The 14,924-nt window shown below is 70.9% G+C and carries 15 protein-coding genes; 5 read left to right on the top strand and 10 right to left on the bottom strand.

What is annotated here, in order from left to right:
- Window positions 1-10 precede the first annotated feature (10 nt).
- On the bottom strand, window positions 11-439 hold the full coding sequence (locus tag ACQP00_RS19125; RefSeq protein WP_433220920.1) for a hypothetical protein: 429 nt from the start codon (window positions 437-439) through the stop codon (window positions 11-13).
- 183 nt (window positions 440-622) lie between these two features.
- Between ACQP00_RS19125 and ACQP00_RS19120 the strand changes: the two genes are divergently transcribed.
- On the top strand, window positions 623-1,954 hold the full coding sequence (locus ACQP00_RS19120; RefSeq protein ID WP_433220918.1) for a ricin-type beta-trefoil lectin domain protein: 1,332 nt from the start codon (window positions 623-625) through the stop codon (window positions 1,952-1,954).
- On the opposite strand, the gene ACQP00_RS19115 is transcribed toward ACQP00_RS19120, so the two are convergent.
- The gene (locus ACQP00_RS19115; RefSeq protein ID WP_433220916.1) at window positions 1,955-2,590 is read right to left on the bottom strand and encodes a response regulator transcription factor; all 636 of its coding nucleotides are present in this window, start codon (window positions 2,588-2,590) and stop codon (window positions 1,955-1,957) included. It lies immediately after the preceding gene.
- The gene (locus ACQP00_RS19110) at window positions 2,542-3,849 is read right to left on the bottom strand and encodes a sensor histidine kinase (protein WP_433220914.1); all 1,308 of its coding nucleotides are present in this window, start codon (window positions 3,847-3,849) and stop codon (window positions 2,542-2,544) included. The genes ACQP00_RS19115 and ACQP00_RS19110 overlap by 49 nt, the downstream gene beginning before the upstream one ends.
- Window positions 3,850-3,957: 108 nt before the next feature.
- Here ACQP00_RS19110 and ACQP00_RS19105 point away from each other — a divergent pair, with 108 nt between their 5' ends.
- Complete coding sequence (locus ACQP00_RS19105) at window positions 3,958-4,989, top strand: fatty acid desaturase family protein (protein ID WP_433220912.1); 1,032 nt, start codon at window positions 3,958-3,960, stop codon at window positions 4,987-4,989.
- Here the strand turns inward: ACQP00_RS19105 and ACQP00_RS19100 are convergent.
- The 3 genes from ACQP00_RS19100 to ACQP00_RS19090 form a co-directional block, all read right to left on the bottom strand.
- Window positions 4,913-6,097, bottom strand: coding sequence for an acyltransferase family protein (locus ACQP00_RS19100; protein WP_433220910.1), 1,185 nt, complete (start codon window positions 6,095-6,097; stop codon window positions 4,913-4,915). The two genes, ACQP00_RS19105 and ACQP00_RS19100, sit on opposite strands and share 77 nt — an antisense overlap.
- A 94-nt stretch (window positions 6,098-6,191) precedes the next feature.
- The gene (locus ACQP00_RS19095) at window positions 6,192-7,985 is read right to left on the bottom strand and encodes a ricin-type beta-trefoil lectin domain protein (protein WP_433220908.1); all 1,794 of its coding nucleotides are present in this window, start codon (window positions 7,983-7,985) and stop codon (window positions 6,192-6,194) included.
- Window positions 7,986-8,159: 174 nt separating this feature from the next.
- Complete coding sequence (locus ACQP00_RS19090) at window positions 8,160-8,696, bottom strand: fascin domain-containing protein (protein WP_433062874.1); 537 nt, start codon at window positions 8,694-8,696, stop codon at window positions 8,160-8,162.
- A 175-nt stretch (window positions 8,697-8,871) separates the two neighbouring features.
- Between ACQP00_RS19090 and ACQP00_RS19085 the strand changes: the two genes are divergently transcribed.
- Window positions 8,872-10,209 (top strand): carbohydrate-binding protein, encoded by a 1,338-nt coding sequence (locus tag ACQP00_RS19085; RefSeq protein ID WP_433220906.1) that lies wholly within the window; start codon window positions 8,872-8,874, stop codon window positions 10,207-10,209.
- On the opposite strand, the gene ACQP00_RS19080 is transcribed toward ACQP00_RS19085, so the two are convergent.
- Window positions 10,206-11,042 (bottom strand): helix-turn-helix transcriptional regulator, encoded by an 837-nt coding sequence (locus ACQP00_RS19080; protein WP_433220904.1) that lies wholly within the window; start codon window positions 11,040-11,042, stop codon window positions 10,206-10,208. The genes ACQP00_RS19085 and ACQP00_RS19080 overlap by 4 nt on opposite strands.
- An 85-nt stretch (window positions 11,043-11,127) precedes the next feature.
- Here ACQP00_RS19080 and ACQP00_RS19075 point away from each other — a divergent pair, with 85 nt between their 5' ends.
- Window positions 11,128-12,018: an SDR family oxidoreductase gene (locus ACQP00_RS19075; RefSeq protein WP_433220902.1), complete on the top strand. Its 891-nt coding sequence runs from the start codon at window positions 11,128-11,130 to the stop codon at window positions 12,016-12,018.
- On the opposite strand, the gene ACQP00_RS19070 is transcribed toward ACQP00_RS19075, so the two are convergent.
- The 3 genes from ACQP00_RS19070 to ACQP00_RS19060 all read right to left on the bottom strand — a co-directional run bounded on the left by ACQP00_RS19070 (window position 12,019) and on the right by ACQP00_RS19060 (window position 13,794).
- Entirely contained in the window at window positions 12,019-12,195 is a 177-nt protein-coding gene (locus tag ACQP00_RS19070) for a hypothetical protein (RefSeq protein ID WP_433220900.1), read from the bottom strand.
- A 294-nt stretch (window positions 12,196-12,489) separates the two neighbouring features.
- Window positions 12,490-12,939 carry a hypothetical protein gene (locus ACQP00_RS19065; RefSeq protein ID WP_433220898.1) on the bottom strand — a complete coding sequence of 150 codons (450 nt, stop codon included), beginning with the start codon at window positions 12,937-12,939 and terminating at the stop codon, window positions 12,490-12,492.
- A 54-nt stretch (window positions 12,940-12,993) separates the two neighbouring features.
- The gene (locus tag ACQP00_RS19060) at window positions 12,994-13,794 is read right to left on the bottom strand and encodes an arginase family protein (protein WP_433220896.1); all 801 of its coding nucleotides are present in this window, start codon (window positions 13,792-13,794) and stop codon (window positions 12,994-12,996) included.
- 159 nt (window positions 13,795-13,953) lie between these two features.
- On the opposite strand from ACQP00_RS19060, the gene ACQP00_RS19055 reads away from it, so the two are divergent.
- On the top strand, window positions 13,954-14,898 hold the full coding sequence (locus ACQP00_RS19055; protein ID WP_433220894.1) for an NYN domain-containing protein: 945 nt from the start codon (window positions 13,954-13,956) through the stop codon (window positions 14,896-14,898).
- Window positions 14,899-14,924 lie beyond the last annotated feature (26 nt).

Genomic DNA, 14,924 nt, shown 5'->3' with positions numbered 1-14,924 from the left:
TGTGTGACGGTCAGCCGCGCCGGTACGCGACGATCCGCACCACGGCGGACGTCAGCGCGGCCAGCACGAAGGCCAGGTAGAGCGCGTTGGCGATCCAGAAGTGCTGGACCTCGGCCATGGCCAGGCCCAGCGGCACGATCGACGCGATGCTCATGACGTAGAACCCGGCGTACTCGCCCCGCCGGTTGATCGCGCGGTCCCGCTCGTCGGTCTTGCCGACGTCCTTCGGGGCGGCCATCCCGGCGACGATCGCGACCAGGATGGACAGCACGATGCTCGCGCCGATGGCGACGGCGGTCGCGATGAGCATCGGCCGCACGTACGGGATGGTGGCCACGTCGGTGCCCGGCACCTTCGACAGCACGGTGGTGAGGTAGACGGCCGGGACGACGAGGCCGACGACGGCGTAGATCCAGGCGCGCTGCTCTTCGGACGACATGCCCCACGCTCCCATGTCCAAAATACTTGACATGTCGAAGGTAAAGCACGGCCGACACCGTGTCTAGAATTTTTTACGTCAACCATGGACTTGACCGATCGACGTCGATGGGCCTAGTTTTCACTCACATCGATAACCGATGAAAATTCCGACCGCCAACGGAATGCCTCGGGAGGCTTCACCATGCCCATCGGCCACGCTCCGCCGCGCCCGGTTCTGGCCGGCGCCGCGCTCGTCCTCGCCACCGCGCTCGGCGCCGCCGCGATCACGGTCGGCACCGCCGGCCAGGCCGGCGCGGCCGCGAACAGCTGCGGCAACGTCTTCGACGACTTCAACTACGCCTCGTCCGGCGACGCCGGGTTCACCGGGCACGGCTGGGTCCCGCGCAGCAACGCCGGCGGCCCCGGCGTGCCCGGCGCGACCTGGTCCCCTTCGAGCATCACGTTCCCGACCTCGGGCGGGCAGAAGGTGATGCAGCTGACCGCCTCGACCGACGGCACCGGCGCCGGAACCCGCCAGGCCGAGGTCTACTCGGCGCAGAAGCGCTACTTCGAGGGCACCTACGCCTCACGCATCCGCTTCACCGACACACCGGCGAGCGGCAACGACGGCGACCACGTCAACGAGACGTTCTTCGCGATCAGCCCGCTCAACGGCGACCTCGACCCGACGTACAGCGAGCTGGACTTCTCCGAGTACCTGCCCAACGGCGGCTGGGGCGAGGCAGGCCCGATCAACTACCAGACGAGCTGGTACACGTACCGCAACGAGCCCTGGTACGCCGACAACACCCACTCCGAGGAGCGGCGCAGCTTCGACGGCTGGCACGACCTCGTGGTGCAGGTCTCCGGCGGGCACGCCAAGTACTACATCGACGGCGCCCTGGTCGGCGACCACGCCGGCAAGTTCTACCCGCGCCAGACGATGACCGTGAACTGGAACGTGTGGTTCATCGACACCGCGACGCATTCGGGCGGCACGGCGACGTACGTGCAGCAGGTCGACTGGTTCCTGTTCGCGCGCAACCAGGTGCTGTCCCCCGCCGCCGCGACGGCACAGGTGGCCGCCTATCGGGCCGCCGGCAACAGCTTCACCGACACGTTCGACACCGCGCCGGCGTGTGGGAGCACCGGGAGTACCGGAGCGATCATCGGCAACGGCAGCAACCGCTGCATCGACGTCCCGTCGGCGACCGCCACGGACGGCAACCAGCTGCAGATCTGGGATTGCAACGGCACCGCCGCCCAGCAGTGGACCTTCAACGCCGACGGCTCGATCGGCGCCCTGGGCAAGTGCATGGACGTCTCGGGCGGCTCGACCGCGGACGGGGCGGCGATCCAGCTGTGGACGTGCAACGGCACCGGGGCGCAGAAGTTCACCCTGACCGCCGCCGGCGACCTGGTGAACACCCAGTCCGGCAAGTGCGTCGACGTGGCGAACGTGGCCACGGCCAGCGGCTCGAAGCTGCACCAGTGGACCTGCCTGGGCGCCAGCAACCAGCGGTGGCACCGGTGATCAGGCGTTGAGATAGGCCAGCACGGCGAGGACCCTGCGGTTGTCGTCGTTGGACGGCGGCATGTCCAGTTTCGTGAGGATGTTGTTGATGTGCTTGCTCACCGCCTTCTCCGTGATCCGCAGCTTCACCGCGATCGCGGCGTTGGAGCGGCCCTCGGCCATCTCGCCGAGGACCTCCCGCTCCCGGGCGGTGAGCACGGCCAGGGGCTCCCGGCGGGCCAGCAACTGCGAGATCACCTCATGATCCATGGCCGTGCCGCCGTCGGCCACCCGGCGGACCGCCTCGATGAACTCGCCGACGTCCGAGACGCGGTCCTTGAGCAGGTAGCCGACGCCGCCCTGCGGGGTGCCGAGCAGTTCCCGGGCGTAGAGCGGCTCGACGTGCTGGGACAGCATCAGGATCGGCAGGCCCGGCACCTGGGTGCGGGCGGCGATCGCGGCCTGCAGCCCCTCGTCCGTGAACGTCGGCGGCAGGCGCACGTCGATCACCGCCACGTCGGGCTTGTGCGCGATCAGGGCGGGCAGCAGCGCCGGGCCGTTGTCGACGACCGCGACCACGTCGAAGTCGAAGGCCTGCAGCAGCCGGGTCAATCCGTCACGGAGGAGGGCATGGTCCTCGGCGATGACAACGCGCACGGCAACTCCATGGTGACGACGGTGGGTCCCCCGGGCGGGCTCGACAGCGCCATCGTGCCATCGAACGCGGCCAGGCGGCGCTCGATCCCGCGCAGCCCGGTGCCGGCCGCGGAATCGGCGCCGCCCGTGCCGTCGTCGGTGACCACCATGCTCAGCACGCCGTCCGCGTGCCGCAGGGCCACCGAACCGCTGTGGGCGCGGCTGTGCCGGATCATGTTGGCCAGGGTCTCGGCCACGGCGAAGTACGCGGCCGACTCCACCGGCGTGTCGGGCCGGCCGGGCAGGTCGATCTCGACCGTGATCGGCAGCGGCAGGCTGATCGCCAGCGCGCGGACCGCCCCGCCGAGCCCCCGCTCGGCGAGCACCGGCGGGTGAATGCCCCGCACCAGGTGGCGCAGCTCGACCAGGGCGGCGCCGCTGGACTCGCGCGCCTCGGCCAGCAGCTGGTGCGCGCCGGCCGGGTTCCGGTCGATCAGCGCGTCGGCCAGGCCGATCATCATCCCGAGCGAGACCAGCCGGGCCTGCACCCCGTCGTGCAGGTCGCGCTCGATCCGGCGCAGCTCGGCGGCCTGGGCGTCGACCGTGTCGGCCCGGCTCGCCGACAGCTGCACGACCCGCAGCCGCAGCCCGGCCGCCTTGGTCGGGGCGAGGAACAGCTTGGCGAACATGGCGTCGACCCGCCGCAACCACGGCGCCAGCCACAGCCCGCCGACGAGGATCACGAAGCCCTGCGGGAGGCAGAGCAGGCCCTCCTCGAAGTTGGCGACCGACCAGATGGCGCCGTAGCCGTACCACCCGGTGCCGAGCCAGATCCACAGGGGCGTGAGGGTCAGGCCCAGCAGGCCGTACAACGGAATCGCCAGCGCGATCAGGCCCAGCGCGAGGCCGACGATCGCGCCCGGCACCAGCCAGGCGAGGTCGCGCCAGGTGGCGGGGTCGGTCACGGTCCACCGGAACCGCTGCCAGCCGCCGGCGACGGCCCGTTCGGGCGCCGGATGGTACGGCCGCGACACCAGCACCCCGGCCCGCGAGGCGCACCGGCGCTCCAGATCGCAGCGCATCCGCACCAGCGTCATCGTCCACGGCACCAGCGCCAGGCCGAGGAACGGCACCGGGGTCAGCGCGAGCGCCACGACGGCCACCACGAACAGCAACAGGTTGGTGACCGCGAGCCCGGCCACGGCCATCCCGGACAGCACGGAGCGCACCCCGCGCCCGGCCCACTGGCCTGCGCGTTCACCCCATGCGGCAACCCTCACCCGTCATATTGTGCCTGCCCACTCATCCCCGGATGGTGGTGGTAGCACCCCCATGCCGGAGGACGTAGCGCTCCTGACGCGCCGGGCCCCCGCCGGTTGGATAGGGACATGACGACCACGATGACGCCGACGCGGACGGCGGCCGGCAGCGACTTCGCCGTCCTGACCCGCCGGATCAACGCCGAGGGGCTGATGGAACGCCGCCCCGCCTACTACTTCGCGCGGCTGACCGTCGTCGCGCTCATGGTCGTCGGCGGCTGGACCGCGTTCGTGCTCATCGGCTCGTCCTGGTGGCAGCTGATCACCGCGGCGTTCCTCGCCGTCACCTTCACCCAGCTCGCGCTCGTGGCCCACGACCTGGCCCACCGGCAGGTGTTCCGCACCAAGCGCCCCAGCGAGATCGCCGGGATGGTCGCCGGGAACATCGGCATCGGGATGAGCTACGGCTGGTGGATGGACAAGCACACCCGCCACCACAACAACCCCAACCACGACGACCTCGACCCGGACGTGGCGCCCGAGGTGCTCATCTGGGCCACCGAGTCGGCGTTCGGGCGGCGCGGGCTGAAGGGCTTCATCACCCGCCACCAGGCCGGGCTGTTCTTCCCGCTGCTGACCCTGCTGGCCATCGACCTCAAGGTCTCGAGCATCAAGGCCATTCGCAACGGTACGGTGAAGCGGCGCCGTCTGGAGACCGCCCTGCTGATCGGGCACGCCGTCGCGTTCCTCGGGGCACTGCTGCTCGTGCTGTCCCCGCTGCAGGCGCTCGCCTTCGTCCTGGTGCACCAGGCCATCTTCGGCGTCTACCTCGGCATGACGTTCGCGCCGAACCACAAGGGCATGCCGCACCCGACCGGCGACGAGGACTTCCTGCGCAAGCAGGTGCTCACGTCCCGCAACGTGCACGGCAACTGGCTCACCGACGTGGCCCTCGGCGGCCTGAACTACCAGATCGAACACCACCTGTTCCCGGGCATGCCAAGCGCCAACCTGCGCAAGGCCCAGCCGATCGTGCAGGAGTACTGCGCCCAGATCGGCGTCCCCTACGCCCAGACCGGCCTGATCACCTCGTACCGGCAGGCGCTTCGGTATCTGCACGAGGTCGGGGCACCGGCCCGCGCCGAGCACGCCGGCCGCTGAGCGGGGGCCGGCGGCGGGGCGCCCAGTCCTTGAGCCCCAGCGCCGGCTTCTCGACCAGGTGCCAGGAGCAGGCGGCCACCGCGGCCACCGCCACGACGGACGTCAGCAGGTACACCGTCCAGCCGAACCGGGGCACGCCCAGGATCGCGAGGGCCTGCTGGATCGGGAACGCGTAGATGTACACGCCGTAGGAGTAGTCGTTGCGCCGGCCGACCCGGCGCAACACCTTCGGCAGCCGGACCCCGGCCCACAGCAGCAGGTAGACGAACGCGACGACGAACGGCCCGAACAGCGGCCAGTCCAGCCACAGCGACACCGCCACCAGCACCAGGGCGGCCACGCCGAGCACGTCGTTGCACGGGATGACCGACCGGTACAGGTTGGCGGTCATCCCCAGCACGAACGCCAGGACGAACACCACCAGGTAGAACAGGCGGAACCAGCCGAGCACCGGCACGTGCACCGAGTGGACGTCGGCGAGCGGGCCCGGCTCGGCGGGGCCCCGTACCGTATCCGCCACGGTCACCGCCAGCAGCACGGCCGCGAAGGCCGGCACGACCCAGCGGGCCCGCCGCAGCAGGGTGGTGACCGCCAGCCCGAGCACCAGCAGGTAGCAGGTCAGTTCGGTCTTGAGCGTCCACAGCGAGCCGTTGAGGGCGCCGGCGAACGCGGCCTCGCGGGTCACGCCGGACACGTCGCCCTGGCCCTGGTCGGTCAGGACGTTGTTGAGGACGAAGCCGAACGGCCCGTCCGCGGCGGTGAAGAAGCCGGCGACGGTGTCGTGCTCGTACCAGTACAGCAGCGGCGCGAGGACGAACGCCATCGCGACCAGGCAGACCCAGTACCCGGGGAAGATCCGCAGCACCCGGTGCCAGGTGAACCGCGCCGGGCCGGTGCGCCGGCCGCTGCGCGAGATGAGAAAGCCCGACAGCCCGAAGAATCCGGTGACCGCCACCCCGCCGGTGTCGAGCAGCATCCGGACCGGCTCGTGCCCCGGCCCCCAGCCGATCACCCCGGCGTGGCCGACCATGACCAGCAGCGCGAAGCACAGCCGCAGAAACCCGAACGCGTTGTCCCGCTGGTGCTCGTACGCCTGCTCCAGGCTCACGTGATCCTCCCCCGTCGTAGCGGACACCTTAGTGAGTTCAGGGCACAGCAGGAAGGCCGCCCCGATGCGGGACGGCCTTCCTGATTTCCGGGCGTCAGCTCAGCGCGAACTTCTGCGCCGCACTGCCGTTGCAGTCCCAGATCTGCAGCCGGGTGCCGTTGGCCGTGTTGCCGCTCGGGGCGTCCAGGCAGCGGCCGGACTGCGGGTTGCGCAGCGAGCCGTCGGCCTGCTGGACCCACGCCTGGCCGCCGACCCCGTTGCAGTCCCACAGCTCGACCTGCGTGCCGTTCGCCGTGCCGTTGCCGATGATGTCCAGGCACCGGTTCAGCGTCCGCAGCGAGGTGTTGGCGTTGTGGAACCAGTGCTGGTCCACCGCGCCGCCCTGGCAGTCCCACAACTGCACCGCGGTGCCGTTGCTGCCGGTGTCGTCGCCGGCCACGTCGACGCACTTGCCGCCGGGGCCGTTGATGGTGCCGCCGCCGTTCACCGCGAACTTCTGCGCCGCACTGCCGTTGCAGTCCCAGATCTGCAGCCGCGTACCGTTGCCCGTGTTGCCGTTGGGCGCGTCGAGGCAGCGCCCGGACTGCGGGTTGCGCAGCGAGCCGTCGGCCTGCTGGACGAACTTCTGGCCGCCGACGCCGTTGCAGTCCCACAGCTCGACCTGCGTGCCGTTGGCGGTGCCGTTGCCGTTGATGTCCAGGCAGCGGCCGAGCGTGGACAGCGAGCCGTTCGCGTTGTGCGTCCAGCGCTGATCCACCGCGCCGGACTGGCAATCCCACAGCTGCACCGCGGTACCGTTGCTGCCGGTGTCGTCGCCGCTCACGTCGACACACTTGCCGCCGGGTCCGGTGATCGTCCCGGCCGCGCCCGTGCCACCGGAACCGCCGCCGCTGGTGATCAGGAACCGGTTGTTGGCCGTGTTCCAGTGCGTCGCGAGGTACGACCCGGCGGGCGGGTTGGTGTTGAAGTAGTCGTCCTTGTTGCAATCGAGGCGGTTGTCCTGGGCCTGGTCGCCGCAGACGATCCGCATCACCGTGCCGGGGCCGTCGTTGTAGCACATGATGTCGTAGTCGTCGGTGCAGTGGCCGTACGCCGTGTGGTTCGGCGAACTGCTCATCACCGCACCCATCGCATGCGTCAGCTCGTGCGCCGCCGGCCCGGAGGCCCAGCAGCCGGAGTCAACCCGGCTGAAGCTCGCCCCGGAGTTGTTGTAGTTGTCCTGCCCCGGCCGGTCGTCGAGGGTCACGTAGGCCACGCCACACAGCGCGGTCGCGTCCACGTACATCAGGTACTTGCGGTCACTGCGGTTGTAGCCCTGGGCCTGGATCGCCTGGACCGAGGCGCCGAAGTCGCTCAGCGCGCTGTTGGCGATGGCGACGCTGGTGACGGAGATGTTGCACGAGCTGTCGGTGACGAACCGGACGTGCCGGGTGCCGCCGGTCTGGGCCGCGGACGCGCTGTAGATGTCGTCGACACCCTGGGTCCACGTCCTGATGGAGCCGAGGTACTGGCCGAGGCGGTCGGCGTTGCTGGATCCGCGCACGTACAGGACCTGCACCCGGTTGCCGGACTGGCCGTCACCGTCGCAGACGATGTTCGCGGCCGCTGCGGCCTGTACGGCGTTCTTGGCCTCGGCGAGCGGCGCGACCGACTTGGTCACGTCCATGCCGGCGAAGGCCGCGTCGGGTCCGTGGGTACAGGCGCCGGGGACGTTCTTGACCTCGAACAGGCCCTTGCAGCGCCCGGTGCCGACCTTGAACCCGTCGTAGTTGAGCCCCCGCGCGTGATCGTTGGCCGGAATCGTGGGATCCGGCGGCCCTTGCTGCTGTTGCTGCTGCGCCCACGCGGGCGCGGTACCGATGCCGACGACGAGCAGGGCGCCCGCCATGATGGCGAGCACCCTGCGTCGCGGCCTGAACTTCAATCGAATCATGGACATCTCCCGCTGGCGGACGGGTCAGGAATGCCCAGTGTGTGACGTCTCATCGCCATCGAACAATGTCCAACAGTGAATTGTTGAACTTTGTTCACTGTTCGCAGGCTTTGATCACCCCCGCGCTGGTCAGACGCCGCACGTGAAGCGGAAGTGCGTGTCCGGGATGATCAGGTTCGCGCGGTCCGAGTCGAAGACCTTCGTCGTGCGGTTGCCGCCGTTGAGCGCGGCGAGGAAGTGGTTGTCGAAGACCCGGATGCCGACGGTACCGTCGGACAGGCTGAACGTGGAGAACAACTCCCACGTGCCGATCCGGGTCGCGTCGGTGTGCAGCACGTCCGACACCTGGGTGGTGTTCAGGCCGCCGCTGTTGACCGCCGTCACGTAGTTGCCGGTGAACGTGCGCAGCGCGAAGTGGCCGAACAGGTCGCCCTGCGGCACCTTGGTGAACCGCTCCCACGTGCTCGGCCGGGTGGCGTTGGTATGCATGACGTCCGTCGTGCGGCCTCCCCCGCCGACCGCCGTGACGTAGTGCCCGTCGGCGGTCTGGATGAAGCACGTGAACGGGTCGATGGCGGCGTGCGCGGCGGACGGCGTCACCAGGATCGCCGCCACGGCGGCCGTGACCGTGCCCACCACGCTGAGCAGCTTGCCGCGGATGTTCATGATGTCTCCCTCGCTGGGCGCCGCTCGGCACCCTCAAGGTCGAACGCGTGCCATCCCGTGCCATCGGGCGGACCTGTCCGATCCACGACCCCTTGCCGAAAACCTTTTCGGCGCCCATCGTGTACCCCAGTCGCATCGACAAGCAGCGATTCTTTGCGCTTTTCGGAGGTACACCATGGATCGGAAACGGGCAAGTGCGCTCGCGGTGGCCGCCGTGCTGACCACCGGCCTGGTCGCCGCACCGGCCGCGTCCGCCGCCGGCACCGGATGGCTGGCCCGGCCCGCGGCGGACGGCGGCGGGGTGGCCCCGATCGGCGGCACCGTCCCCGGCCTCACCGGCGCCGCGGCCGAGGCGGCCGGGGGCGCCGCCCTCAAGCACTTCGCGCAGACCCGGACCGCCGGCCGGGACGGGGCCCGGGCCCAGGTGCAGGCCGCGCAGCTGCACACCGACTGGGGCGTGAACCTGCCCAGCGCGACGACGCAGGGCATCCACGCCACCCAGAGCGTGCTGGACTCGGGCGTCACGACCACGTCGGGCGGCGACTACGTCTACGCCCCGACCGCGCTGCCCGGCGGCGGCGCCTGCATCGAGCTGACCACCGCGTACACGCCCAGCGGCCCCGACCTGTGGGCCTGGGACTGGTGCGGCGGGCGCGACGGCGTCGGCAAGCTCACCCCGATGAACGCGACCTTCCTCAACACGTACACCACGGTCGTCAACGGGCGGCGCGCGTACAGCATGGACGAGCACAAAACGTCGACGACGAGCAACACGTGGACGGTGTACCTGTACAACTACCTCACGCACGCCTGGGACACGTACTTCACCAGCTCCGGGACGTACGACCTGCCACAGTTCAACTTCGGCTGGAACATGTTCGAGATCTACACGTCGGTCAACCCGGCCACCGGCGCCGGCTACTACTGCCAGACCTTCGCCGGCCGCGGCTTCGAGAGCAGCGCCGTCCAGGTGTCCGTCGGCGACACCTGGGTCGCGGCCTCGCCCGCCAACACGTCGACCACGCACCGCAGCATCCCGCCCGGCAGCGCGTACGACTGCCCGGCGCTCACCTTCTCGATGCTCAACGCCAACGACCACTGGCTCGCCCAGATCGGCGGCACCCAGCCCACCGGCACGTCCTACGAGGCCGAGTCGTCCGCCAACACGCTCGCCGGCCAGGCCGCGATCCGCACGTCGAGCGGCGCTTCCGGCGGGGCGTTCGTCGGCTACGTCGGCAACGGCACCGCCAACACCCTCCGGTTCAACACCATCACAGCCACCGCCGCCGGTACCCGCACCGTCCGCCTCTACTACGCCAGCGGCGCGGCCCGCGCGGTGACGCTGACCGTCAACGGCACCGCCGGCCCGACGGTGAACACCCCGTCGACCGGCGGCTGGGACACGGTCGGCTCGGTCACCGCCACCGTGACCCTGCGGGCCGGCACCAACACCATCCAGCTCGGCAACACCACCGGCTGGGCGCCCGACATCGACCGGATCGTCGTCAGCTAGGCCAGCTGGGTGCCGATCACCGACAGCAGCTGGAGCTTCTCGTAGCTCTCGCTGCCCGGGATCGCCGTGTACACCAGCAGCGCGTGGGCCTGGTCGGGGTCGAGCAACGACTGGCAGGCGACCTCGAGCAGGCCCACCTCGGGATGGATGTAGCGCTTCGTGTGCGCGTACCGGACGCCGATCTCGTGCTCGTCCCAGACGGCCCGGAACTCCGCGCTCTCCTTGAGCAGCAGCCGCTGCAGGTGCGCCGCCCACGACTCGGGCCCCCGCAGCGCCACGGTCGAGCGCAGCCCGGACGCGAACACCCGCGAGTGCAGCCCATGGTCGTCCGGGTGGTACATGGCCCGGCAGGCCGGATCGGTGAACCACCGGTACCCGATGCTGCGCGCCGGCCCCGTGTACCGCGTGCTGTCCCCGGTCAGCGCCACCCCGAGCGCCGTCTGCCGCAGCGTCTCCCCCAGCTCGGTCACGATCTCCGCCGGCGTGTCGGTGAGCCGGTCGAAGATCCGCAACATGCCCGGGCTGATGTAGTCCCCGCCGGTACCCCGGTTCGGCGGATGGTGCCCGGCCAGCCGGAACAGATGATCCCGCTCATCGAGCGACAGATGCAGCCCCTGCGCGATCGACCCGATCATCTGCTCCGACGGATGCGGCCCGCGCTCCCGTTCCAGCCGGCTGTAGTAGTCGGCCGAGATGTGGCAGAGCGCCGCCACCTCCTCCCGCCGCAGCCCACTGGTCCGCCGCCGCTGCCCGCGCGGCAGCCCGACGTCCTCGGGCTGCAACGCCTCCCGGCGCCGCCGCAGAAATTCGGCCAGCCCCGCCCGATCGATCATGGCTCCGTTGTACCACCGCCGCGGACCCGTAGCCTGGGATCGAGAGGCCGTGGATAACCCTGCGTAGCCGGCGCAGCCTGGACGCATGGACCTCACCGACCTTTCCGGCAAACTGGCCGTCGTCACCGGCGCGAACGACGGCGTGGGCCTCGGCATCGCCACCCGCCTGGCCCGCGCCGGCGCGGAAGTCATCATGCCCGTCCGCAACATCGGCAAGGGCGAAGCGGCCATCGCCGCCATGCCGGGCGCCGTCTCCCTGCGCCGGCTCGACCTGTCGTCGCTGGAGTCGGTGGCCGCCCTGGGCGCGGAACTGCTGGCCGAGAACCGCCCGATCCACCTGCTCATCAACAACGCGGGCGTCATGACCCCGCCGTCCCGCCAGACCACCGCGGACGGCTTCGAGCTGCAGTTCGCGACCAACCACCTGGGCCACTTCGCCCTCGTCAACCACCTCCTGCCGCTGTTGCAGACGGGGCGGGCGACGGTCACGTCCCAGATCAGCGTGGCCGCCCGCCAGGGCACCGTGAACTGGGACGACCCGAACTGGGAACGCTCGTACAACGGGATGCGCGCCTACGGCCAGTCGAAGATCGCGCTGGGCCTGTTCGGGCTGGAGCTGGACCGCCGCAGCCGCGCCTCGGGCTGGGGCATCACGAGCAACCTGGCCCACCCGGGCGTGGCGGCCACGAACCTCCTGCAGGCCCAGCCGGGCATGGGCCGCCCCCGCCCGACGCTCGGCGGCCGGCTGATCCGCACGCTGGGCCGCCGCGGCATCCTGTTCGGGACCGTCGAGTCGGCGGCACTGCCGGCGCTCTACGCCGCTACCTCCCCCGAAGCCAAGGGCGGGCGGTTGTACGGGCCGAGCGGCTTCCAGCACCTCGCGGGCGCGCCGGCGGAGCAGGCGGTGTACGCCCCGCTGCGCAGCGAGGAGGACGCGGCCCGCCTCTGGGACCTCTCGGAGAAGCTGACCCGGTAGTCAGCCGAGCGCGGCCAGGGCGGCGGCCGCGGCGCGCAGGGTGCGGCGGACGGCTTCGTCGTCCCAGGCCATGCACTCGGAGCTGGTGCCGAACTCGATGGCACGGTCCCGCTCGGCCAGCTCGCCCAGGTGCGGGCCGGTCGCCGTCGCGCTCGGCACCAGGTCTTCGGTGGGCACGCCCAGCCGCCACAGCGCCTCGGCCGCCGGGCCCGGACGGATGGTCCAGCGCAGGACGTCGAGCAGGTCGGCGGTGAGGTCGGTCCAGCCGCGCTCGACAACGAGCGCGGCGGCCCGGAGGGCCGTCGCCCGGCGATGCGGGGCCGACTCGGCCAGCCAGGGCCTTGCCCAGCCGCCCGACGCGCGCTGTGGCGGGTACCGGCGCGGCCTGGAACACCCGGATCCAGTTGCCGCCCGGGTCGATGACGCTGAACCCGCCCACCCCGTCGGCGTTCTTCCGGGCCCGGGGCCGCGTCATCCGAATCGCCGGCGGACGACCGATCGGCTGGGGTGCGCGGGTGCCCGGTCGTGCGCCGTGAGGTCGTCGGCGCTGACAACCAGGCAGCCGAGGGCCTCGGCCAGCACCGCCCGCTGGACGGGCGTGAGCGGGTTCGCGAAGATGGCGGCATCGATGCCGGCCGCGCGGCAGAACTCCGCGATCTGCCGGACCTTGCCGTAGGTCAGCAGCGTCCGCCGGGAGAACGGCCGCACCATCCGGGCCGCCCCGCCGGGACGTTCGTTCCACCGGTCAGAAGCTCCCCGGCGCTGCACGAACCGATGCACCACCCGGGCACCGCGCGCCTCGGCCAGTGCGGCAAGTTCGTCAAGACGGATCTCGTACTGCTGCTCCTTCGCCGAGAACAGCCCGATGAGCACGACGCCGGCGCCGTCGAGCGGGTCATGCAGGCTCCGGTACTGCTTCACCATCCCATGATCGCGCCGGCCCCGGAGGTCGGCCAAAGGCTTTTCCGCGACGCCTTAGTCGGGCCAGCTCAGCGTGGCGCCGAGGGCTGCGGCAAGCCGGGAGATCGTCTCCCGCGCGGTGGGGTTCGCGACGTGCTCGGGGAGCCAGGCGCACGCGATGTAGGCGCCCACGACGTCGGCGGAGGCGCAGACGGCGGCCAGGCACTCCGCGATCTGCGCGATCGAGGGGCCGGGGCCGGACGGGAAGCGCGCGCCCGGCAGCTCGGCGCCGTCGATGACGTCGATGTCGAGGTGCAGGTAGACGGGGCCCAGACCGAGGCGGTCGAGGGCGGCGGTGAGCCCGGCGGGGCCGGCCGGCACGCAGTGGACCTGGCTGGCGGCGAGGCTGTCCCGCTCCGCCGGGTCGAGGTCGCGGGCGTCGGCGAGGATCACGCCGGCGTCGGGTACGGGCCGCAGGTCGAGCTCGTCGTCGAACAGGCCGGGCGTCCGGCCGGTCAGCATCGCCAGGGCCATGCCGCCGATGTACCCGCTGGTCGAGATGGCGGGAGTGTTGAAGTCGCCGTGCGCGTCCAGCCACACCACCGCCAGGTCGCCGTGGCGGCGTTGCAGGGCGGCCACCGCCGCGCGGGAGGTCGGGCAGTCACCGGAGAGGACCAGCGGCCGTGGTACCCCGGCCACCGCGTCGGCGGCCGCCCGGTGCAGCCGGCTCATCCGGGCCGGCACCGGGCCGGGGGGCAGGCCGGGCAGGTTCGGCACCACCGCGCCGGCCGGGACGGGGAACGCCGGGACGAGCTCGTCGAGGTGCCACGGGGTGACCATCAGGTCCCATGCGATGCCGGTGCTGTGGTCGGCCACGAGTCTCCCGTCCTCGGTATCCGCTCGGCCAGATTGTCCGGCACTCCGCCGGCAGCGGGAAACCGAGTTCGCCGGCCACCACCCCGGATCTGCCGTGCGGAGCGCGTCGCCCGGGACTGGTGACATGCTGTGATCGTGAAGCCCAGGTGCTCTCTTTATGTGGACGTCGGCTACCTGCTCAGCGCCGCGGCCGTCCGGGTGACCGGGACGTCGTTTCGCAACGGGATCCAGGTCGACTACGAGCCCCTGATCGATGCGCTCGTCCAGCAGGCCGAGCGGCTGTCGGAGCTGCCGGTACTCAGGGTGCACTGGTACGACTCCGCCCGAGACGGCGTGCCCGACAATCAGCAGCAGTTCATCGGTGAGCTGCCCAACGTCAAGCTGCGGCTCGGCCGGTTCGGCGTCGATGGCCAGCAGAAGGGCGTCGACCTGCGCATCGGGCTCGACCTGGTGGCGCACGCCCGCAACGGAGCCGCGGACGTGTTCATCCTGGTTTCGGGGGACGACGATCTCACCGAAGCGGTCGAGGAGGCCCAGGTCCATGGCGTGCAGGTCATACTGCTCGCCGTTCCCAACGCGGACGACAAACCGCACGGCATCAGCCGGCACCTGATCCGGGCCGCCGACGGGCTCAAAATCATCTTTCCGCACACTGTCGACCAGACGGTTACGAAGGTCCAGGTGCCGCCGATGACGGATGCGACCGCGCAGTCAATGGCGGTCGCTGCGCACGGCGGACGAACGCGAGCCAAGGCTCCGTCCAGGGATCTCGCCAACGATGGAGGTTCCGGCGCCCTCCGGCTGCCCATGCTGCCGTCCGGAGGAGCCATCGGCAGCGAGCCGTCGAGTGCGCCGCAGTACGAGGATCCCGCTGAGCTTGCCGAACAGATCGACTCGGTCGTCGACAACGTCCTGCTGACGTTCCGCAGATCCGCCACGCCGGACGCGCTGGCGGAACTCACAGCAGGGAAGCCGTCGATTCCACGGGACGTCGACAAGGCATTGTTGACCGACCTGTCCGAGCGCCGCGGTGGAATCGAACTGAGTGAGGCTGTTCGCCACAAGCTGCGGGCACGGTTCTGGGAGAAGTACGACGATGCCTAGTCGCAGGTCAGGGCGCGCGTTGAAGT

It is taken from the genome of Dactylosporangium sp. CS-047395, assembly GCF_050942185.1.
Taxonomy (GTDB): Bacteria; Actinomycetota; Actinomycetes; order Mycobacteriales; family Micromonosporaceae; genus Dactylosporangium.
The sequence above is the reverse complement of the archived record's forward strand: the minus strand, read 5'-3'. Positions and strand labels throughout refer to the sequence as shown.

Excerpts from the sequence above, each read along its gene's own strand:
- ACQP00_RS19125 (WP_433220920.1), bottom strand. The coding sequence starts at position 439 with ATGTCGTCCGAAGAGCAGCGCGCCTGGATCTACGCCGTCGTCGGCCTC.
- ACQP00_RS19120 (WP_433220918.1), top strand. The coding sequence starts at position 623 with ATGCCCATCGGCCACGCTCCGCCGCGCCCGGTTCTGGCCGGCGCCGCG.
- ACQP00_RS19105 (WP_433220912.1), top strand. The coding sequence starts at position 3,958 with ATGACGACCACGATGACGCCGACGCGGACGGCGGCCGGCAGCGACTTC.
- ACQP00_RS19095 (WP_433220908.1), bottom strand. The coding sequence starts at position 7,985 with ATGGCGGGCGCCCTGCTCGTCGTCGGCATCGGTACCGCGCCCGCGTGG.
- ACQP00_RS19090 (WP_433062874.1), bottom strand. The coding sequence starts at position 8,696 with ATGAACATCCGCGGCAAGCTGCTCAGCGTGGTGGGCACGGTCACGGCC.
- ACQP00_RS19085 (WP_433220906.1), top strand. The coding sequence starts at position 8,872 with ATGGATCGGAAACGGGCAAGTGCGCTCGCGGTGGCCGCCGTGCTGACC.
- ACQP00_RS19080 (WP_433220904.1), bottom strand. The coding sequence starts at position 11,042 with ATGATCGATCGGGCGGGGCTGGCCGAATTTCTGCGGCGGCGCCGGGAG.
- ACQP00_RS19075 (WP_433220902.1), top strand. The coding sequence starts at position 11,128 with ATGGACCTCACCGACCTTTCCGGCAAACTGGCCGTCGTCACCGGCGCG.